Origin of the sequence: Paenibacillus sp. DP01, assembly GCF_044784315.1 — a bacterium.
GTDB lineage: Bacteria > Bacillota > Bacilli > Paenibacillales > Paenibacillaceae > Paenibacillus > Paenibacillus polymyxa.
Genome location: NZ_CP173059.1, coordinates 1,171,998 through 1,191,420, shown reverse-complemented (window position 1 = coordinate 1,191,420; position 19,423 = coordinate 1,171,998). Strand labels below are relative to the sequence as shown.

At 45.0% G+C, this 19,423-nt stretch carries 17 protein-coding genes and 2 pseudogenes; 7 read left to right on the top strand and 12 right to left on the bottom strand.

Annotated features, from left to right (window positions below):
- Nucleotides 1–151 precede the first annotated feature (151 nt).
- From ACH59B_RS05225 to ACH59B_RS05205, 5 genes and pseudogenes are all read right to left on the bottom strand, one after another.
- Nucleotides 152–2,476, bottom strand: coding sequence for a glycoside hydrolase family 127 protein (locus ACH59B_RS05225; protein WP_031463002.1), 2,325 nt, complete (start codon nucleotides 2,474–2,476; stop codon nucleotides 152–154).
- 61 nt (nucleotides 2,477–2,537) lie between these two features.
- The gene (locus tag ACH59B_RS05220; protein WP_031463001.1) at nucleotides 2,538–3,764 is read right to left on the bottom strand and encodes an NAD(P)/FAD-dependent oxidoreductase; all 1,227 of its coding nucleotides are present in this window, start codon (nucleotides 3,762–3,764) and stop codon (nucleotides 2,538–2,540) included.
- Nucleotides 3,761–4,096, bottom strand: coding sequence for a (2Fe-2S)-binding protein (locus ACH59B_RS05215; protein WP_017426336.1), 336 nt, complete (start codon nucleotides 4,094–4,096; stop codon nucleotides 3,761–3,763). The genes ACH59B_RS05220 and ACH59B_RS05215 overlap by 4 nt, the downstream gene beginning before the upstream one ends.
- A 3-nt stretch (nucleotides 4,097–4,099) precedes the next feature.
- A pseudogene (locus tag ACH59B_RS05210) lies at nucleotides 4,100–4,543 on the bottom strand (hypothetical protein); the annotation flags it as partial.
- A gap of 374 nt (nucleotides 4,544–4,917) precedes the next feature.
- Entirely contained in the window at nucleotides 4,918–5,610 is a 693-nt protein-coding gene (locus ACH59B_RS05205; RefSeq protein ID WP_025364148.1) for a TetR/AcrR family transcriptional regulator, read from the bottom strand.
- A gap of 136 nt (nucleotides 5,611–5,746) precedes the next feature.
- Between ACH59B_RS05205 and ACH59B_RS05200 the strand changes: the two genes are divergently transcribed.
- Nucleotides 5,747–7,099 carry an MATE family efflux transporter gene (locus ACH59B_RS05200; protein WP_404303449.1) on the top strand — a complete coding sequence of 451 codons (1,353 nt, stop codon included), beginning with the start codon at nucleotides 5,747–5,749 and terminating at the stop codon, nucleotides 7,097–7,099.
- Nucleotides 7,100–7,200: 101 nt separating this feature from the next.
- Here ACH59B_RS05200 and ACH59B_RS05195 read toward each other — a convergent pair whose 3' ends face one another.
- Nucleotides 7,201–8,088 (bottom strand): AraC family transcriptional regulator, encoded by an 888-nt coding sequence (locus tag ACH59B_RS05195; RefSeq protein WP_017426321.1) that lies wholly within the window; start codon nucleotides 8,086–8,088, stop codon nucleotides 7,201–7,203.
- Between the two features lie 109 nt (nucleotides 8,089–8,197).
- On the opposite strand from ACH59B_RS05195, the gene ACH59B_RS05190 reads away from it, so the two are divergent.
- A complete protein-coding gene (locus ACH59B_RS05190; protein WP_017426320.1) occupies nucleotides 8,198–9,136 on the top strand; it encodes a DMT family transporter in 939 nt (312 codons plus the stop codon).
- Between the two features lie 137 nt (nucleotides 9,137–9,273).
- Here the strand turns inward: ACH59B_RS05190 and ACH59B_RS05185 are convergent, their stop codons facing one another.
- The 3 genes and pseudogenes from ACH59B_RS05185 to ACH59B_RS05175 form a co-directional block, all read right to left on the bottom strand.
- The gene (locus ACH59B_RS05185; protein WP_017426319.1) at nucleotides 9,274–9,747 is read right to left on the bottom strand and encodes a DinB family protein; all 474 of its coding nucleotides are present in this window, start codon (nucleotides 9,745–9,747) and stop codon (nucleotides 9,274–9,276) included.
- Between the two features lie 105 nt (nucleotides 9,748–9,852).
- Nucleotides 9,853–10,186, bottom strand: a pseudogene (gene csaA / locus ACH59B_RS05180) (chaperone CsaA).
- 53 nt (nucleotides 10,187–10,239) lie between these two features.
- Nucleotides 10,240–11,142 (bottom strand): DMT family transporter, encoded by a 903-nt coding sequence (locus ACH59B_RS05175; RefSeq protein ID WP_025364147.1) that lies wholly within the window; start codon nucleotides 11,140–11,142, stop codon nucleotides 10,240–10,242.
- A 158-nt stretch (nucleotides 11,143–11,300) separates the two neighbouring features.
- Here ACH59B_RS05175 and ACH59B_RS05170 point away from each other — a divergent pair, with 158 nt between their 5' ends.
- On the top strand, nucleotides 11,301–12,194 hold the full coding sequence (locus tag ACH59B_RS05170; protein WP_016821445.1) for an AraC family transcriptional regulator: 894 nt from the start codon (nucleotides 11,301–11,303) through the stop codon (nucleotides 12,192–12,194).
- Nucleotides 12,195–12,489: 295 nt separating this feature from the next.
- Here the strand turns inward: ACH59B_RS05170 and ACH59B_RS05165 are convergent, their stop codons facing one another.
- The 3 genes from ACH59B_RS05165 to ACH59B_RS05155 are packed head-to-tail and all read right to left on the bottom strand — an operon-like array spanning nucleotide 12,490 to nucleotide 14,724.
- Complete coding sequence (locus ACH59B_RS05165) at nucleotides 12,490–13,242, bottom strand: amino acid ABC transporter ATP-binding protein (RefSeq protein ID WP_017426316.1); 753 nt, start codon at nucleotides 13,240–13,242, stop codon at nucleotides 12,490–12,492.
- 14 nt (nucleotides 13,243–13,256) lie between these two features.
- The gene (locus ACH59B_RS05160; protein WP_017426315.1) at nucleotides 13,257–13,916 is read right to left on the bottom strand and encodes an amino acid ABC transporter permease; all 660 of its coding nucleotides are present in this window, start codon (nucleotides 13,914–13,916) and stop codon (nucleotides 13,257–13,259) included.
- Nucleotides 13,917–13,956: 40 nt separating this feature from the next.
- Nucleotides 13,957–14,724: an amino acid ABC transporter substrate-binding protein gene (locus tag ACH59B_RS05155; protein WP_016821455.1), complete on the bottom strand. Its 768-nt coding sequence runs from the start codon at nucleotides 14,722–14,724 to the stop codon at nucleotides 13,957–13,959.
- A 318-nt stretch (nucleotides 14,725–15,042) separates the two neighbouring features.
- Here ACH59B_RS05155 and ACH59B_RS05150 point away from each other — a divergent pair, with 318 nt between their 5' ends.
- The 4 genes from ACH59B_RS05150 (at nucleotide 15,043) to ACH59B_RS05135 (ending at nucleotide 19,185) form a co-directional block, all read left to right on the top strand.
- A complete protein-coding gene (locus ACH59B_RS05150) occupies nucleotides 15,043–15,969 on the top strand; it encodes an ABC transporter permease (protein WP_404303446.1) in 927 nt (308 codons plus the stop codon).
- Between the two features lies 1 nt (nucleotide 15,970).
- A complete protein-coding gene (locus ACH59B_RS05145) occupies nucleotides 15,971–16,921 on the top strand; it encodes an ABC transporter permease (protein WP_016821457.1) in 951 nt (316 codons plus the stop codon).
- Nucleotides 16,922–17,161: 240 nt separating this feature from the next.
- On the top strand, nucleotides 17,162–18,805 hold the full coding sequence (locus ACH59B_RS05140) for a peptide ABC transporter substrate-binding protein (RefSeq protein ID WP_017426313.1): 1,644 nt from the start codon (nucleotides 17,162–17,164) through the stop codon (nucleotides 18,803–18,805).
- Nucleotides 18,805–19,185: a DUF3899 domain-containing protein gene (locus ACH59B_RS05135; protein ID WP_017426312.1), complete on the top strand. Its 381-nt coding sequence runs from the start codon at nucleotides 18,805–18,807 to the stop codon at nucleotides 19,183–19,185. The genes ACH59B_RS05140 and ACH59B_RS05135 overlap by 1 nt, the downstream gene beginning before the upstream one ends.
- The last annotated feature ends 238 nt before the right edge of the window (nucleotides 19,186–19,423 follow it).

The following is a 19,423-nucleotide window of genomic DNA, read 5'->3' as shown; positions in this document are numbered from 1 at the left end:
AGAAACAGCCCGTGTGCTTCACGCGCAAAAACTATGAATATATCAGTTCATATCCTATGGATTATTCCAGCATCATCCAATATTTCTTACATCATAAATCATTACTGGTTAAAAATCAAACGTTAATTTTCTCACGAAACAGCTCAAAAAATCATTCATGTGCACCTGGACTCCCAGCTTGATATAGCTGCTCATACACGTCCTTGTTGACCATCCTCAGCCCAAACAATCTGCGGATACGCTGTCCAGGCTTGGCTTTGAAGGTCACTGTGGCTATATCCTTACCCTCCAGATATGCAGCCGGAATAGCGGCATTCACGTTGTAAAACTTGTCAGCCTCATCAAAGCCTTCACTAAAATGCTCAAGCAGATGACCGTTAATCCAAATATCAAAATCACAGTTTGGCATTTCCAGCGTAGCCGTGTAGGTGATAACCAGCAGCATTGGAGCAATCGGATCTGTCTTCAAATCGAAAGAGAACCAGCCGTCAATTCCCGCATTCCGGTAAGGTCGGTTATTCACATATCCGGTGCGAGTCGAAGCATCTCCCTGAAAGTTGTGATCCCGCTCCGGCTGCATTTCTCCGGGTTGGGCAAAGTCAATCGTGCACTGCTCCAGAATCGCCAGCTTTTCGCGTGCTGCTGTGTATTCCTTTTCCGCCTCCTGCCATGCTTCCTTCGTAAAAATGTCCCAATAGACTGAATAGGTACGGTCATGCATTTTATACAGCGGAGACAGTTCCACATCTCGGGGATGCCCTGCTTTTAAGGTACGGAATGTATTCGTTTTGCCCTCCACGGGCTGTATCCAATGATCCAGTTCTTCTGTTGGAGGGATGAATACCGGGGTATAGAGGAACTCTTTGGCTTTAGGATCTTCTAAGGGTCCCAGATCACCTGCCAGCACCAGCGGTCCATACATGACAGCCGCCCGATCCGGGTTATCTGGCATCTGCTCCAGTCTGAGCGACATCGGAATTGTCACCTCAACAACATCACCATCAAGCCAGGTTCTAGCGATAGAGACAAAGCTGCCCGGTTCTGATTCAACCGACTGTTCCTTGCCGTTTACACAGATAGTGATCCCTTTTTCAGCCCAATAAGGATAGCGGATGAGCAGCATAAATGGTGCAGGTTGATCACATTGAATTTCCAGCGTGGTATGATCCGTGTCTGGATAGGACGTAGTTTGTTTTAGCATAACACCTGTGTCTTTCCATGCCAGCGTAGAAGCAATGAACTGATTGACATACAACTTATCGTGATCGTGAAAATATATGCCGCTACCGTAGCTCGCATGGTTTTCCATCCCTGTGCCCACACAGCATGTAAAATCATCAAATTTACTTTCAAAATGCTTGTGCCCGCCCATGGCCAGCGACAGAAAATACGTAACACCCCCGTGAACCGGGTCCTGAGAAGCCAAAATATGATTGAATAAACCTCGCTCATAAAAGTCCGCTTCCTTGGCAGAAACATTCCACTGAAACAGGTGATTAGTCAGCTTGAGCATGTTATAGGTGTTGCATGTCTCCGTCGTATGCGGTCCGATGCGATCATTCAAGCCATCCGGCGCTCCAAAATATTCTCCAAAGCTATTGCCGCCAATGACATACGAATGATGATCCACCACCCGCTCCCAAAAAAATTCTACCGTCTTCCGACGCTTCGTGTCATTCGTGAGCTCATATTCCTTGGCAAGCCCGATTAGTTTCGGTATCTGTGTATTGGCGTGAATGCCCTGTAAGCAATCCTCCTGTGAGCTAAGCGGGTCCAGCACCAGCTTGTGCCAGAAGCACTCAGCCAGCCGCAAGTAGCGCTCTTCCCCGGTATCCGCATACAAATCCGCCAATACCTCATTCATGCCTCCATATTCGCAAAACATCATCTGCTGCATCTGCTCATCGCTCATCGGCTTCAAAATTCCTTCGAGCCAGTCCGCCAGTTTGCGCTCTACACCTAATGCCTTGTCACAGTCTGTCAAATGATACGCATCACGCAAACCAGCGAATAACTTGTGTAGTGTATACAAAGGAGCCCAGGCACCGTTCAGGTCAAAGCCCTTCGAACGAATATTTCCGGCAGATACCTCTTCAAAAAGTTCCTTTCCCCCAGGAATGCCAGATACATATCCGTCCCCATGCGCCGCCTGGCAAACATCCAGTTCATCCGTAATGTAATGTGCAATTTCCTTAAAACGCTCATCGCTGGTCGAAGCAAACATCATGGAGCAAGCGGACAAATAATGTCCCAGCGTATGACCGGAAATAGTCATCGCTTCCCAGCCTTCATATTGAGGCGCTTTGGGCGCAAGCCCGGCATATTCCCGAAAACGCGCCAGCAGACGATCAGGCTCAAGCTCCAACAGATAAGATCGGTTCAGCTCCATCGCCTGTTTGAAGGGACCTTCAGCCAATACCACCTCGTTCAGTGCGAACGGTGCTGCTTTCATATGGGCCTTTGCTTTAAGAGTCATCTTCCGTTCCTCCTTTAAGGCGAATTTGGGGTAAAAAACGCATATCCAACCTAACGAGCCGTTACGCGCCGCTCCCAGAAGAGATTTGCCCCCACTGCTGGTACAGCTGCGTTCTCGCTTCTGTAATGCCGGGATGAAATTGAATTAGCGCATGTTTCCGTGCAAAATGAACCTCACGGATCGCCTCCTGCACCCGTTGTTCCCCGCCTGCTCCGCCAAGTCCAGCAGCATGGATCATGGAAGCGGCTGCTAATCGCCCTTGAGCCATGGCGACCAGCCCGCTTTCGATGCCGGTAATATTGCCGGCAACGTACAGTCCTTTGAGCGAGGTTTCCATTCGCTCACCATGCAGTGGAACATGCCCACCCAGCTCAGGGCTGTACACGAATTTGCACCCGGCTACCGCCGCCAGCTCAGCGAGCGGATACAAGCCGCCGCTCAGCGCCACGAAGTCGGCGGGTTCGACGCGCTCGCTGCCAGCAATCGGCGAGCCGTCCGGTTTAACGTGGACCAGGGTCACGGATTCGACCCGGTCCTGCCCGTTGACGGACTGCACTGCTGTCCGCAAACGGATCGGGATATCCCACAGACGGAAGCCTCTGTGGGGATAGCAGCGCGCGATGAGCTTCTCCATCCGCATCGTCGCTGCCAGCTTGCCGCCGACGCGCATCCAGGCGGCAGGCGCCAACCCCGACAGCTGAAGCAGCAGCTTCGCGGAGGCTGTCGGATCTGCCGCTGCACCAGCCAGCGGACCCGCGCACGGCAGTGTAATCGCCGCCACCTTTACCCCGGCGACGGACAGCTCGCGGGCAATCGCCATCGACAATACGTTCATGCCTACAATAATGCCGCGTTCTCCCGGCTTGACGTAATGAACATTGGTCAGCACCTGCGCAGCCCCGATGGACATTACACCCGGTAACGTCCAGCCATCCAGCGGAACGGGAATCTCAGCCGCTCCAGTCGCCAGCAATACGTACTCAGCCGTGATCAACCCACAGGAAGTGGAAATTTCCCACGTTGTCGTATATTCCATGCCATGTACAGAAACGCCACAGCGAATGTCCACCCCAAGCTCCGCGCAGCGGGTAATCAGCTCATCCGAAACATGCTTTCCGATCCACCAGCCTTGACTGCCTTCCTCATGATATTGCCCGGGCATACGTCCACCCGGCTCAGTAAACTCATCCAGTACCGTGACTGGCAATCCTTGTTCAGCAGCCGATGCCGCTGCAGACAGTCCGGCCGGACCTGCGCCAATGACGATGAGATGTGCCATTTTATTCATGTCACAATTCTCCCTGTGATTTCATTCGAAAGCTGCCGTCCGGTTTCCACCACCATACCTTCTTCCAGCTTGGTCAGACAGGAACGAACCGTACCAAACGGATGAACCGTCAGACGACATTCGTTACAGTGCCCAATGGCGCAGTATACGCCCCTGGCCGTACCGGATTCCTCATGCCTTCTCAGCAAACGGACACCGCTGGCGAGGAGCGCTGCCGCTAGCGGTTCTCCAGCCAATCCCTGCATGGGACGACCATCAAACATGAAAGATACCTGCCGCCGCTCTGGCTTGGGTCCCAAAATCGGATGATTCACAATACGCGCACGGCTCATAGGGACCTGTATATTCCACAGTACTGAACCATTCGACTCCGCTGAATAGGTTTCAATGACTTTAAAATTGCGTATGCCTTCTGCATTATTTGAGTTCTCGTACGTGACCGTAACACGGTTGCCGCTGGTCGTAATCTTACGTGCGTCTGCCGACTTATTTGTCCACGCCTTCGTCCAGCTACCTTCATCCAGTCGGTACGTGAACATCAGCTCCCCTAGCCACTGATGATCTGCCGTGTTCTGCTCAGGTGTCACCGATGCGTTCATGACATATTCCGTCGGAAAAGCATCTCCTTTGATACGAATAGATGAAATTTCCCCATGCTCTCCTGTCTGAATCGTCAGCTTGTCATTGGATAGCTCATGGGCCTCTGCCGTATGCGCCCCAAACAACACAGACGCTGTGGTTAAAAACAAAAACGCCGCCAATATTCCCTTAAATTTCATCAACACGGCCTCCTTTTTGATCTCGGGGTCCTGATTTGCTTGCCAATCACCTGAAGTCTCTTCATTTCGCCGCAACCTCCTTGGAAATGTAAGCGCTACAACTCTATTGTACAAAGCCTTGTCCATTGGTAAAATCAACATTTTCAACCGATTTATATAGGATTTCAACCTAATTGTGTCGTGGGATGAGTTACGACGAAGGAAGTGAGCGCGCGCGTGCAGATTGTGCTTCCGCTCGCTGTTGCAACGAAATTTTTTCAAGAAATTTATATTGAGCTGCTATAGTGGGGAATAAAGTTATATATTCAATAACAATTTAGGGTAAACGCAAACCTAATTAAAACAGCCCATCCATTAATGGATGGGCTGTTTTTTTACATACTACTTTCCTGCTCCTTGATCACCTGCTCAATCCCCAACAAAATCAGCCTCAATCCGAACTCAAATGCTCTATCGGTTCCCATCAGTTCGAACAGCCCATTTTTGAACATCCGCCGGAATAGTCCTACTTCTGTCTCACTCATGGAATCCAGAAGGTGAATCATCTCTTCACCCGGAAGTGCTCCCTTGCCCTTATCCTTAAGGATCGCGGAGACATTACGTTCATGCTGATAATCGTCCAGGACGAAGTAGGAGACATAGTTCACAAGCGTTGTAACCACTTGCATTTTCTGCTCTTGCTCAAGCGGCGCCGACTCCACGCAGAGCAGCATACGGTTGGTGAACCGGATGATGTCCGGTTCGTGGGGCAGCGTCATCATCATGAGCTGCGTGGAGCAGGGGTACCGATACAGTACACTCCGCATCGTTACCGCCAGCTCCCTCAGTTGCTCCTTCCAGTCCCCCTCGGAATGAAACTCCTCCAGAATCGTTTTCGATACCTGGTTGGCCAGACGCTGATAGAGATTCTGCTTGCTTTTGAAGTACCAATATAGAGAGGGAGCCTGAATCCCCAGCCGATCGGCCAATCGTCTCAAGCTGAATTTCTCGATACCATCCTCCCCTAGAAGCTCCCACGAAGCTTCTAAGATCTTATCTTCCGAAATCTGAGGTTGCTGCTTTTTCATCGGTTATCCGCCCTTTAATCTAACAGTGTAAGTTTATTCTTTACAGATTTATTAATTCATGATAACATCTAACACTGTAAGGTTCAATCTAACGGTGTTAGATTAGGCCAAATAAATAAAGAAAGCAGTGACTCGCATGGATGCAGAAAACCTCCATTACTTTGAAAAAGCACCGATCGCTAAAGCCGTAGCTCACTTCGCTGTACCGATGATGCTAGGTACGTCAATGAGTGTCATCTATTCCATCTTAAATGCCTATTTCCTTGGCACTCTCCACAATACCGCCATGTTAACCGCACTCGCACTAACCTTGCCGTTATTCGCGGCCATTATGGCGATAGGAAATTTGGTTGGCATCGGCAGCGGTGCATTTATCTCCCGATTGCTGGGAGAGAAAAAGTATGCTGATGTAAAGAATGTGTCTTCATTCGCCTTTTACAGCAGTTTAGTTCTCGGTCTTATCTTGATGGCCCTTGGTCTCCCGTTGATCGATTCACTCGTTCAGGGTCTGGGGGCGACACCTGACTCCTTCGGCTTCACGAAGGACTATGTCACGATTATGCTTATAGGTTCGCCATTCGTCGTATTATTCTTCACACTGGAGAATATCGTGCGCTCGGAGGGTGCTGCAATTACGTCGATGATCGGTATGATACTCAGTGTTGTCGTGAATATTATTCTCGATGCGCTGGTCATCTTCGTTTTCCATTGGGGCGTGATCGGCGTTGCGTCAGCTACGGTTATTTCTAATGTGGTTGCGAGTATATTCTACGCCTTCCATATGGGATATAAGAGTCAATTTTTAACCATCTCCATAAAATGGTTCAAGGCTACCAAGGATATTCTGAGCAATGTATTCAAAATCGGAGTTCCCGTGTTTATTATGAGTCTCTTCATGGGTGCAATGTCACTCGTCTTTAACCATTTTCTTGTCGAGTATGGGGATCAGGCCATAGCGGCTTACGGAATTTCCTCACGTTTATTACAATTTCCTGAGTTTATTTTGATGGGCTTATGCGAGGGTGTTGTACCATTGATTGCCTTTAGTTTTACAGCGAATAAATTACGAATGAAACAAACCATTGGATTTACAATCAAAGCGATTTTGGCCTTGGCAGTCGTGTTTGGCATCATCGTCTATCTGATTTCCGACCATCTAATTGGTTTATTTACCAATGACCCGCAATTAATTGTAATGGGCAGCTACATTCTCCATGTGACCTTCTTATCCTTGTTCATTACGGGGATGACCACGTTGTTTACGGGGATTTTCCAAGCAACGGCGCAGGGAACCGCTGCGTTTATTATGTCCGTCATACAGGGAATTACCCTGATCCCCATGCTATACATTGCCAATCGAATGAGTGGCTTCCACGGGGTGGTCTGGTCGCTCGTCATTGCGGATGCCGTCGCGTTCCTTGTTGGAGCTATTATGCTGTATGTGCTGCGGAACAGATTGCAGCCAGAGCTGGATCATTTAGTACAGTAGAAAACATATAACATGCAAGAAGGCAGGATAAGGACATTAACCGATCCTGTCTTTTTAGATTCCGCCGCTACTTAGCGTGGTAGATAAAAAAGCCCTGAATATCAATCATCCATTTTTAATTTTTTGTAGGCTAATGGTGTCATGTTCATCGCTTTTCTGAATCTTTCTATAAAATAGCTGGTACTGTTAAATCCAACCTTATAGGCAACTTCTGTAACGTTAGATTCTGCTTGTTGCAATAAGACTAAGCTTTTTTGAATCCGATAATCCATTACATAATTCAACGGAGTTACCTTTAAAATTCGTTTGAAATATCGGCAGCACTCCGAACGACTCAATTGACCAGCTTTTGCAATATCATCTAATGTGACTTTTTCAGCATAATGTATATAGATCCAGTTTAACATTTGTTTGATCCGTTGATTCTTTACCATTTCCACCTGGTCGTATTCTAATGGAAAACCATTCATGACTAGGTTTTTCCAAATTAATGTTAAATACATCGTAATATCGATTTCATAGTATGGAGATTTATGTTGAATACATTGATTAATCTTCAACATGGCATCTAAAATGTTTTTCCCCCAAAGCTCGTTAGAATCTATGTATACATAAGGTAAATTTGTCGCTTGAATGTAAGGAGCTACGTAAGGTGTGTAAAGCTCTTGTGATAAAACGAAATGAGGAGAAACATTTAAACAGACATAGACGCAACCCGATTGATTCTGATCTTCCGCCATATGTAGGCAGCCACTATTTATAAATAACCCATCACCTTGTCGTACGATTCGTTTATCCTCATTTATTTGGAAGATCGCCTCCCCTTTTACAACCAGAACAAATTGAATTTCATCATGCCAATGAAGTGGTATGTATCCATGTATATTTTGGCTAATCGTTGTTTCATAACATGCAACCGGTAGTACGACCGTCCGATGCTCGGTTAGTTCTTTTAGGTTTTGGCCAATTATGAAATCTTTTATTTGCAAATCATCACGACCTCAATATATTTATATTTTAACATCAAATTCAGGTATAATTTAAAATTTTTTTCACCTATTATAACACTATTATTATATTTCAAGGTGGAGAACATTCATGGATAAATCAGCTAGAAAAACAGGATTATTTCTTGTTACCACAGGAGCTATATTTTGGGGAATCAGTGGGACCGTTGCAAAAAAACTTTTTCAACAAATCGATGTAAATTGGCTTGTAACAACACGTTTGCTCATTGCTGGTGTTTTACTCTTGGCCCTTCAATTTTTAATAAAAGACCGTACACAAATATGGGGTGTGTGGAAAAATAGAAGGACTGCTTTCCAACTCGTTGTCTACGGTTTGGTTGGTATGCTGTCAGTTCAATATACGTATATGGCATCGATCCAACGAGGTAATGCTGCTGTTGCGACACTATTACAGTATTTAGCACCTATAATGATTATCATTTATTTAATTCTGCGAAAGCACACTGTCTTCACACGAAAGGATCTGTCAGCGATTTTGCTGGCTTTAGTGGGTTGTTTCTTCTTGTTAACAAACGGCTCCATTTCTCAGCTATCCGTTCCGACGGTCGCAATCGTTTGGGGGATCTTATCAGCAATAGCCCTAGCTTTTTATACCCTATACGCAATACCTCTTCTGAAGCAATACGATTCCCTAGTTATTGTGGGTTGGGCGATGGTCATCGGCGGTTTTGGACTAAGCTTGGTCCATCCACCTTGGCAGATAGACTTTCAAAGCTTGTCACTAGAAACCATTTTATATCTAGCGTTCGTGATCATATTCGGCACAATGATCGCATTTTGGTTCTATATAGAAAGCTTACAGAGTCTTTCACCAAAAGAAACAAGCTTTCTAAGTAGTCTGGAACCTCTAGCTGCTGTTCTAACAACTGTGTTTTGGTTAAAAGAGCCTTTTGGTTTTTTTCAATGGGTAGGTGTAATATGTATCATCGGACTGATATTGTTATTGGCATTCAATAAAAAGCCTTCTTCAAATAACCAATCAAAAGAAGATATCCCGCTCTCAGAGTAAGCTAAGCTTATGGAGAGGCATTAGGATAAAGCTGCTCCTTAATGGAGAAAACGGCAGCCGTTTTTATGGCTGCCGTTTCATTATATTTATGAATCTACTGTTTGAGGTGTTGAGCTCGTTAGATAATACATCGAACGTTAGTTTTTATTTTGAGGTGGTTGCTTAATCATAAAAGGCACATTTTCTACTCCAACCATTCGTACATACGTAAACAATTGACCTTTATGGTGAATCTCATGGTCTTTCGCCATGGATAGCCAGAAGCTCCCAGTGCCGAGAAAGTTCCTAAATTCAATCTCCTGTTCTAGCTGTTGAGCATTTAATTCCTTCAATTCTCGGATTGTTTCCTCCGTCAATTGATCGACGATGTTGCGTACATCGGCTATTGTGTGATATTCGTCTATTTTTGTCGGTGGAGTGAAGGTACCATTTTTTACGGTATCCACGAACATTTTCATAGAACTGGCTATGTGAACGATTAGGGAACCCATGGGCATCGCATTGTCCCAAGGCTTAAAGTCAATATGCTCATCAGGAATGACTTCAACCAATTCTTGCAACACCGATCTGTGCCTTAGCCATTCCTGAAGATATTGAGCTACTACAGACATGCTACCAGCCTCCAAAATTTAGTAGTTTTCTAAGATAATAATTCTATACTTGCAACCAATTACCTTCTTTTATGAAAAGGACACAGATGAAAAAGGAACGATTTGTCATCCAATAGGCGTTCCATCAGGTAGTTTAATATCTGGTTTCAATAAAACCACGTCCCCACTCTCGGGAATACCTCCAAGGACTAATACCTCTGAATTAAAGCCTGCTATCCGCCGAGGAGGAAAGTTGACTACAGCTATTGATTTGTTCTCCTATAATCTCTTCCGCCACATATCTTTTTGTAATTTGTGCACTCGATTTTTTTATTCCAATATCTTGTCCAAAATCGATTTCAAGCTTAATAGCAGGTACTTTAGCTTCTGCAAAAAACTCAGCGTTAATTATGGTTCCAACCCGAACATCGAGTTTCAAAAAATCATCAATCGTTGCCATGTAAGTATTCTCCTCATTATTTTCTTAAATTTCACGATAAACCGTAAACAATTTTAATATTTTGCAACCGCAAACTTTAGCGATTTTGCCCAAAAATACATCCCCATACCGAACAAAGTCATGATTCCACCTATGAATTGAAATGCAGACATGATTTCTCCCAAGAATAAGTAGGCGAGAAGGATGGCGAGAACAGGCTCTCCAATAATACCCACTGACACCGTAGTTGCCCCCATTGACTTCAACAGCAGATTAAAAATATATTGACCAAAAATAGTTGGAATTACTGCAAGTAATAAGAAATACGTCCAATCCGACGAGTCATATTCGATCAAGGAATAATGATTCACCAAATTGTAGACTAGCAGGACACTGCCGCCAAGAAAAAAGACAATCACACTATAAAAATTTGCACTTATTTTGTGGCTTACCTTCTGTCCTGCTATCATATAAGCCGAAACCAAGATTGTTCCTAATAGGGATAACCCATCCCCGATTAATGCCCCTTTCGACGTCCCTATGTCTCCCCAAGCTATAATGATTGAACCGATAAGAGCAGCGATCAAGCAAAAAATAGTGAATAGGTTTACTCGTTCTCTGAACATAAAGTATGAACCAATCATTACGAATAAAGGCTGTAATGATAAGATGACCATGGAGCTCGCAACTGAGGTATATACCAAAGATTCCATCCAGAATAAGAAATGTAACCCGAGAAAAAGACCAGCCAAGAAAACGGTACCCCAATCTCTTTTGGTCATATCTGAGGTACCGAGCATTTTCCAGGGTACAAAAGGAAGCATTAATATGACTGACATATACAATCTATACATTCCAGCCACGGAGGTTGGAGTATGTGAAGATTTTATCATGATGGAAGAGACGGAAACCGACAAAATACTGATGAACAGTAAAAAATACGGATTCAAAGATAGCGATGTTTTATTTATTTTCATAATGACCCTCTCAGATGTTTTTGACCCCTTGTCTGTGCACAGAACAATTGAATAATAAACTGAACTGAGTATAATAATATCACCGCTTTTATTTATTTTGTGTAAGTATATCTTTCATTTATATAGGAATATCGTCATAAGAAAGGAATCTTTCTTCAATGGAAAAACAACTGCACGAGACCATTCTCTATCCCGATGTTTCATTTCCATACATCATGTACACCCATTCGGTTCATGAAAGTATTCCTAAAGGTAGAGGATTTAACGATTTACATTGGCATGAAGAACTACAGATCACTTTGGTTACTAAGGGGAAACTTGTTATACAAGTGAACGGGATTGATCATGAATTAGACACAGGTCAAGCTATTTTAATTAATAAGGGTGTTCTTCACGTGACTACCCAGCTTTCACATCACGGTCAATATGTCAGCTTTAATTTTCCAGAGAAGCTGTTGGCCTTTTATGCGGATAGTGCGATGGAAAAAAACTATGTACTGCCTTATACAAACTCTTCCTTACTGTCACTAGTAATTAAAGGAGATGCTGAATGGCAAATTCAAATACTACAAATGCTGTGGGATATGAAACAGAAGTTTGATATGAAAAAAAGTTGGGGATGGGAATATGAAGTAGCCATCAAAACAGCACAATTATGGTTCATCTTAATATCTAATATTTCGCTTTCTTCTGAGGAAGCACCTAAATACGTGAAAATACAACAGGAAAGACTTCAATTGATGCTTAGCTTTATCCATCAAAACTACTTCAACAACATAACCCTGCAAGAAATTGCCGATATAGCACATTTAAGTGTTTCAGAGTGCACTCGTAGTTTTAAGAGGACCATTCATATGACACCTTACGACTACTTGATTAAATACCGCATCAAGAAAAGCAGTGAATTACTAACCTCAACACAATATACCATCACTGAAATAGCCCACAGAGCGGGCTTCAATCACGTAAATCACTTCATTCAGTCGTTTAAAAAACATTATAATAAAACACCTAAAGAATTCCGCAAATTAAGAAATGAATTCATGAATTAAGAAATGAACTAGCCAGTGTCAGCTTTTATTGCAACCTAACAACTGCAAAAAAGGGAGATGGCGCTTTGCCATCTCCTTTCTCTTATTCCTACTCACACTTCCTGCTTAAAAACATATTACATGCACAGTGGTCGGTGAGCGAAGCGGGCAGAATTGTTCTGAAGAAGCGGAGCGTTCGCCTTTGCAACGGGATTTTAACCTTACCAGGTGTCATATAAATGAAAAAATCCCGTTGCAACAGCGATCGGAAGAACAATCTGCACGCGCAGCGCCTCCCCTGGAAAGAACTATGTTTTTAAGCCTCCACCCGATTCAAAAACACCTTCGTCCGCTCCAACTGCGGATTGCCAAAAATCTGCTCCGGTGTACCGGATTCCGCAATTTCTCCATTGTCCATAAAAATGACGCGATCCGCCACATCTCTCGCGAAATTCATTTCGTGGGTCACGATGACCATTGTCATATGCTCTTCAGCCAGCTTTTTGATTACTCGCAGCACCTCGCCTGTCAACTCAGGATCAAGGGCCGAGGTTGGCTCGTCAAACAGTAAAATATCAGGGTTCATCATCATTGCCCGGGCAATCGCTACACGCTGCTTCTGTCCCCCCGACAATCGGGACGGATACGCATCCGCTTTATCCGCCAAGCCGACTTTAGCCAGCAACTCGGCGCTTTGGCGTCGCAGCTCAGCCTTGCTCACCTTTTTCACCAGCTTTGGAGCCAGTTCCAGATTATCCTGCACCGTCAAATGAGGGAAGAGGTTAAAATGCTGAAACACCATGCCCATTCCGGTAGTAATGCTCTTAATGTCGCCTGCCGGAGCATAGTGACCATTTTCCACCAGTGCTTTATCATGGATGCGGATCGTCCCACCCGTCACATCTTCCAGGTGTACCAAACTACGGAGCATGGTACTTTTCCCTGAGCCTGAAGGACCGATGACAGCTACAACCTCGCCCGCTTTAACATTAAAGCTCACTCTTTTCAGAACGTCGAGTTGGCCGAACGATTTTTTCAAATCGGTTACTTCTATTGCGTTTGTGTTCATATCCGACATTCCTTTTACTCAAATTTAAAGCGTTTTTCCAGCGCTCTGAAGAATATGGTAAGCACCAAAGCCATCAACAAATAAATAACGGCCGCTACAACATAAGGCACAATCGTAAAATCGCGGTTTACAGCTGTATTAGCAAAATGCAGAAGTTCCGGTACCGCTACCGCATACAGCAGAGCTGTATCCTTCACCAAGGTCGTCGCCTCATTGGTTACCGCAGGCAAAGCAATCCGTACCATTTGCGGCACAATGACTCTAATCAGCGTTTGCGACTTACTCAAGCCCAGCACTTGCGAAGCTTCGTATTGCCCTTTATCAATCGACAACATTCCGCCTCTAAAAATTTCTGCAAAATACGCCGCATAATTCAGTACAAATGCCAGTACCGCAGCCGTTGTACGGTCCAGTACCAGATATTCCCCAATGACAGGCAACATCGGTAGACCAAAACAAAAGAACAATAATTGCAGCAATAGCGGCGTGCCTCTTATAACATAAATGTACGTGTGCATCAGCCAGGCAATAGGTTTAAACCGACTTTTGGCCAGCAGTGTAACGATAAACCCCAGCGGAATAGACAAGATGAGCGTAATGAAAAATAAAATAACCGTCATCTGTGCCCCTTCAAGCATAGGCTTCATAATTCGTAAAATATATTCCATACTCATAACCTTCGACTCCTAAACCCTTAGTTCATTACACTACATATTAATTTAATACTTTATCTTCACCGAACCATTTTTTTGAAATCTCAGCTGCTTTTCCGTTCTTGTGTAGCTCATCCAAAGCAGATTGTAGCTGCGTCAACAGCTCTTCATTCCCTTTTTTCACGCCGATGCCGTATTCCTCAGGGGCCAGTGATTCATCAAGCAGCTTATACGTCCCTTGTTCCTTGGACATATAATACTTGGCAACAACCTCATCAATGACAACTGCATCCAGGCGACCAGTTTTCAAGTCTGTCAAAGCGAGAACGTTGTCCGGGTACTCGGACACTGACTTCAATTTACTTTTAATCGGATTCGCATCCAATGCATCGGCTGCTGAGGACAACGTCTGGAGTCCCACCGTTTTGCCCGCCAGATCAGCCAGCTTGGAAAGACTGGAGGTAGCTGGAACAACAATGACCTGACTGTTTTTCAAATATGGCTTCGTGAACAGTACTTTTTCCTTACGCTCATCTGTAATGGTGTATCCATTCCAAATGAGATCAATACGTCCACTGTTCAGCTCGGATTCTTTGGCAGACCAGTCAATCGGCTGGAATTCCACTTGCTTGCCCATTTGTTCCCCTGCCGCCTTCGCATAATCAATATCAAAACCGGTCAGCTCATTATTTTCATCTCTAAAGCCCATCGGCGCGAATTTATCATCAATTCCAATAATCAACTTGCTGCTATCCTTAGCGCCGGAACATCCGGCCAACACGATCATAATCAACCCAATCATCATCGTAAACATGGCTGCTTTTCTCATCTTATTCCCCTCCAACAATGGTGACCCCCGTATTCAAAAACAGGTGGCAAACGCTTTAGTTCGTTAACACGTTATCAGAGTATCATCATAACATACCGCAGGATACTCGTCGAGAGGAATCAGCGGAATCTTAGCCTTATAAACATGGAAAACTTGTGACGAAAATTTGACCTGTGTTCTATAATGTAAAACCTTACCTTGACATGTTACCTTATCCGTTTTATCATTTCCTAGTATTCTTATATACTTTTATTTATTTCGAAGATTCAGCAGCAATAGAATGTAAATCAGCTTGATAGACAGGAGAAATAAAGTCCCATGTACATTTTAAAACGTCTTTTCACGATGCTCATTACGTTATGGATTATCGTCACTTTAACGTTTATTATCATGCACATCATTCCGGGAGATCCATTCTCGAACGATTCCAAGACGATTCCGGAGGCCGTATTGCAAAACATGCGTGCTAGGTACAATCTGGACAAGCCGCTCGCTGTGCAGTATGTGTTGTATCTCAAAAATCTCGTCGTGCTGGATATGGGGCCGTCTATTCAATCGAAAACGACTGACGTAAATATGCTTATCGCCAGAGGCTTTCCACCTTCTGCACTGCTGGGTATTCAATCCATCGTGGTTGCGATTATAGCCGGTATTGCGCTTGGAACATTGGCTGCTTTACACCATAATCGACCACTGGATTATATTTCGATGTTTATCGCCATTGTGGGTATTTCCATACCCAGCTTCATATTGGCACCACTGTTAATCAAGTATGTTGCCGTCAAATGGCATCTGCTTCCGGTCGCCTCATGGGGAACCTGGCAGCATACGGTGCTTCCATCGCTAGCTCTCGCTGTTTCACCTCTTGCTGTTATCGCCCGTTTTATGCGGACAAGTATGCTGGAAGTCATGCATGAGGAATACATACGCACCGCCAAAGCGAAAGGATTGTCCTCTTGGGCAGTAGTCATTCGTCACGGACTACGCAATGCATTGATTCCGGTGCTGTCCTTTATCGGACCGCTATTCGCTTCCGTGATTACAGGTACCTTTGTCGTCGAAAAAATATTCGCCATTCCCGGCATCGGTAAATATTTTGTAGACAGTATCTTTAACCGGGATTATCCAGTCATTATGGGTACGACCATTTTCTACAGTGCCATTCTGGTCGTCACCTTATTTTTAATTGATATTTCCTATCGCCTTGTCGATCCACGAATCAAATTAGTCAGCAAAGGAGATTAACATGAAAGCAGCACCTACTGTCGAAAAGGACAGCCTTTTTAGTCTTGTAGACCGCAGCCAGATGCCCACCCCCGCGTTGACCAGACCCCAAGAGTCACCATGGCGGGATCGGCTTCGCAGACTTTTTAACAACAAGCTTGCTCTGTTGGGGCTTTCCCTACTTATCATCATTATTGTGCTGGCGATTGTCGGACCTTCCATGGTTCCTTATGCTCCGAGTGACCAGTCCCTTTTGAAGACGAATCTCTCTCCTTCGAAAGAGCATTGGTTTGGCACGGATGATCTGGGCAGGGACGTATGGGCACGGACATGGGCCGGAGCTAGAATTTCACTTATGATTGGTTTTGCTGCTGCTGCCATTGATTTAGTGCTTGGCATTCTCGTCGGCTGTGTAGCTGGTTATTGTGCAGGCCATGGTAAAATGGGCGACCGAATCGACAATGTCCTGATGCGAATTATTGAGATTTTGTACAGCATTCCTTATCTGCTGGTCATCATTCTGCTGCTCGTCATTATGAAGCCCGGCCTGCTCACGATGATTATTGCTTTATCTATTACTGGATGGGTCGGCATGGCACGGGTAGTACGTGGGCAAATCCTACAGCTCAAGCAGCAGGAATATGTACTGGCAGCCCGTAGCCTGGGAACATCTCATTCACGCATCATTTTCAGGCATCTACTGCCGAATGCAGCAGCAATCATTATCGTAAATTTGACGTTCACTATTCCGTCGGCTATTTTTGCCGAATCGTTCCTGAGTTTTCTTGGTCTGGGGATTCAGTCTCCTTCGGCCAGTTGGGGGACGATGGCTAACGATTCGCTCGGCGTTATTTTAAGTGGTCAATGGTGGCGTCTATTCTTCCCCGGTCTGATGATATCGCTCACCATGCTGGCGTTTAACACACTTGGAGACGGGCTTCAGGATGCACTTGACCCGCGTTCACAGCATTAAAAACACAGATATCCAAATTGGACAAGGAGGGGTGTCAACATGATCCGCAGCTTCTCGCCTAACCGCAGAAAAAACGGCAGTTCCTTTATGGAAGTGCGCACACGCGGCATACCTGCCGGAAAGGAGGTTGAATAAATCCCGGCTGATCGTTTCGCTCTCTATATATTACTGATTTGAAATCGCTTTGGGATTTAAACACAACGTTCAAATAACTAACCATAATAATGGAGGAAAACCACGATGAAAAAAATGCATTGGATGACGATCATCTTACTTTTAGCCGTAACGGCTTTGGCAGGATGCTCTGGCACTGCAGACAAGACAGCAAGCAACGACTCGTCCGCTGCGTCTCAAGCAGATGTCCCGCAAGAAATTACAGCCAATCTGGCAGGTGGCGAGCCTTATACACTGGACCCTGCTTTCGCCTCAGATACAACGTCCTATTTTGTCATTGATAACCTGTATGAAGGGCTGTATACATACGACAAAGCCGGTAAAATCGTAGAAGGTGCTGCCAGCAAAGTAGACGTGTCTCCTGACGGTAAAACATACACCTTTACCATTCGTGACGGCGCAAAATGGTCGAATGGTGACCCGCTGACAGCTAAGGATTTTGAATACTCCTGGAAACGGGTACTGAATCCGAAAACGGCTGCTTATGATCCTTCTGCCCTCTACTACATCAAAGGTGCCGAAGCGTACAACACAGGCAAAGGTAAAATTGAAGACGTAGGTGTTACGGCTAAAGATGATAAGACGCTTGTCGTTGAGCTAAAATCACCGCTGAGCTTCTTCCCTACGATTGCTGTCGGTCACGCCTATTTACCTGTGAACCAAGCTGTTGTAGAGAAAAGCGACAAATGGGCAGCTGAAGCTAACACGATTGTCGGCAACGGCGCGTATGTAGCCAAGGAATGGAAACATAACGAACAAATTACGCTGACGAAAAACGATCAATACTGGAACAAAGATGCCATTACGATGGCAACGATTAACTTCAAAATGGTGCAAGACTCCACAACCTATTATCAAATGTACAAAACAGGTGATTTGGATCTGATCCTGAGCCTTCCTGTAGATACACTGGATCAGGAAAAGAGCAGCAAGGAATTCCTGTCGCACCCATCTTTTAGTGTGTACACGTATTCTTTCAACGTAAAACAAAAGCCGTTTGACAATAAAAAAATCAGACAGGCCATTGCCTACGCCATCGACCGTGAAGCACTGGCTACCAACGTAACCAAAGGTGGCGAGACTCCGGCATACGGCTATGTTCCATACGGAACAACAACACCGTCCGGCAAGGACTTCCGTGATGAAGCGCCGAAAAAATACTATGAGTTTGATGCAGCAAAAGCAAAACAATTGCTGGCCGAAGGTCTGAAAGAAGAAGGTTTGACCAAGCTGCCTCCGATCACTTTCAAATACAACACATCGGACAAGCATAAAAAAGTAGCTGAAGCCATTCAGGAAATGCTGAAAACGAACCTGGGCGTTGAAGTGACGCTGGAGAATCAGGAATGGAAAACATACATTGATACCTTTAAACAAAAGAACTTCCAGATTGCCCGTATGGGCTGGGAAGGAAACTTCCTTGATCCGCTTGGCGTATTGGGACACTATACTTCCAAAAATTCGAACAACTTTACCAACTGGAGCAACCCGGAGTATGACAAGCTGATCGAATCCTCAACCTTTGAGCTTGATCCGGCAAAACGTTTTGAACAGCTTCACCAGGCGGAAGACGTATTGATGGAAGATCTGCCGATTATTCCGATCCAGTTCTCTGCGGACACCGCATTAATTAGTCCTAAAATTCAAGGCATCGTATTCGATGCTCGTTCGAACCCGGATCTCCGTTTTGCAAAACGGGTCGAAAAATAATGATTTTACGTTTCGGGATCACTACCCTGATGGTCGGTACCTTAGGATTTCTATCCGCCGCACCCCATCTCGTGTACGGTCGTGAAAACCTGGCTACCGCGAATCTGCTATTTCTGTTAGGATTGCTAGGCTTGGTAATCGGTGCAATCTTCCATGTCCTGCAAAGTGGCTTTCTCACCCTCTTTCTGCGGGGATTTGCCGACATCGGGCAGTTGTTCATTCGTCAATCCAAGGCATTGCAGGAGGAAAATGAACGTTTGCGTTCCGATGAATCTCTGTCAGCCTGGAAAACATCCATGTTCCGCCACCTCAAGGTATATACTTCGGGGTGCGGAACGGGACTTATATTTTGCTCGATAGTATTAATGGGGATGAGTTAGGGGGATGAGGAGCTTTCTTGCAGTTGGTGGGCGCTGCACGTGCAGATTGTTCTTCCGAACGCTTCGCTTCACCAGAACAATTCTGCCGGCTCCGCTAACAACCGCCATAATGCTTCTATCGTTTTAGAGATTTGTAAGATGAAAAGAGAGAGTTCCGCAAAGCGTTTGCTAGCGGAACTCTCTCTTCTTGCATTTTTTATATTAAACTTTGAAAAAAGTCTCATAGTACAATACTTAG

Coding starts and splice junctions, on each gene's coding strand:
- ACH59B_RS05160 (WP_017426315.1), bottom strand. CDS start 13,916: ATGAGTATGGAATATATTTTACGAATTATGAAGCCTATGCTTGAAGGG.
- ACH59B_RS05190 (WP_017426320.1), top strand. CDS start 8,198: ATGGATAAATCAGCTAGAAAAACAGGATTATTTCTTGTTACCACAGGA.
- ACH59B_RS05225 (WP_031463002.1), bottom strand. CDS start 2,476: ATGACTCTTAAAGCAAAGGCCCATATGAAAGCAGCACCGTTCGCACTG.
- ACH59B_RS05145 (WP_016821457.1), top strand. CDS start 15,971: ATGAAAGCAGCACCTACTGTCGAAAAGGACAGCCTTTTTAGTCTTGTA.
- ACH59B_RS05220 (WP_031463001.1), bottom strand. CDS start 3,764: ATGAATAAAATGGCACATCTCATCGTCATTGGCGCAGGTCCGGCCGGA.
- ACH59B_RS05215 (WP_017426336.1), bottom strand. CDS start 4,096: ATGAGCCGTGCGCGTATTGTGAATCATCCGATTTTGGGACCCAAGCCA.
- ACH59B_RS05185 (WP_017426319.1), bottom strand. CDS start 9,747: ATGTCTGTAGTAGCTCAATATCTTCAGGAATGGCTAAGGCACAGATCG.
- ACH59B_RS05175 (WP_025364147.1), bottom strand. CDS start 11,142: ATGAAAATAAATAAAACATCGCTATCTTTGAATCCGTATTTTTTACTG.
- ACH59B_RS05135 (WP_017426312.1), top strand. CDS start 18,805: ATGATTTTACGTTTCGGGATCACTACCCTGATGGTCGGTACCTTAGGA.
- ACH59B_RS05150 (WP_404303446.1), top strand. CDS start 15,043: ATGTACATTTTAAAACGTCTTTTCACGATGCTCATTACGTTATGGATT.
- ACH59B_RS05205 (WP_025364148.1), bottom strand. CDS start 5,610: ATGAAAAAGCAGCAACCTCAGATTTCGGAAGATAAGATCTTAGAAGCT.
- ACH59B_RS05200 (WP_404303449.1), top strand. CDS start 5,747: ATGGATGCAGAAAACCTCCATTACTTTGAAAAAGCACCGATCGCTAAA.
- ACH59B_RS05155 (WP_016821455.1), bottom strand. CDS start 14,724: ATGAGAAAAGCAGCCATGTTTACGATGATGATTGGGTTGATTATGATC.
- ACH59B_RS05165 (WP_017426316.1), bottom strand. CDS start 13,242: ATGAACACAAACGCAATAGAAGTAACCGATTTGAAAAAATCGTTCGGC.
- ACH59B_RS05170 (WP_016821445.1), top strand. CDS start 11,301: ATGGAAAAACAACTGCACGAGACCATTCTCTATCCCGATGTTTCATTT.
- ACH59B_RS05140 (WP_017426313.1), top strand. CDS start 17,162: ATGAAAAAAATGCATTGGATGACGATCATCTTACTTTTAGCCGTAACG.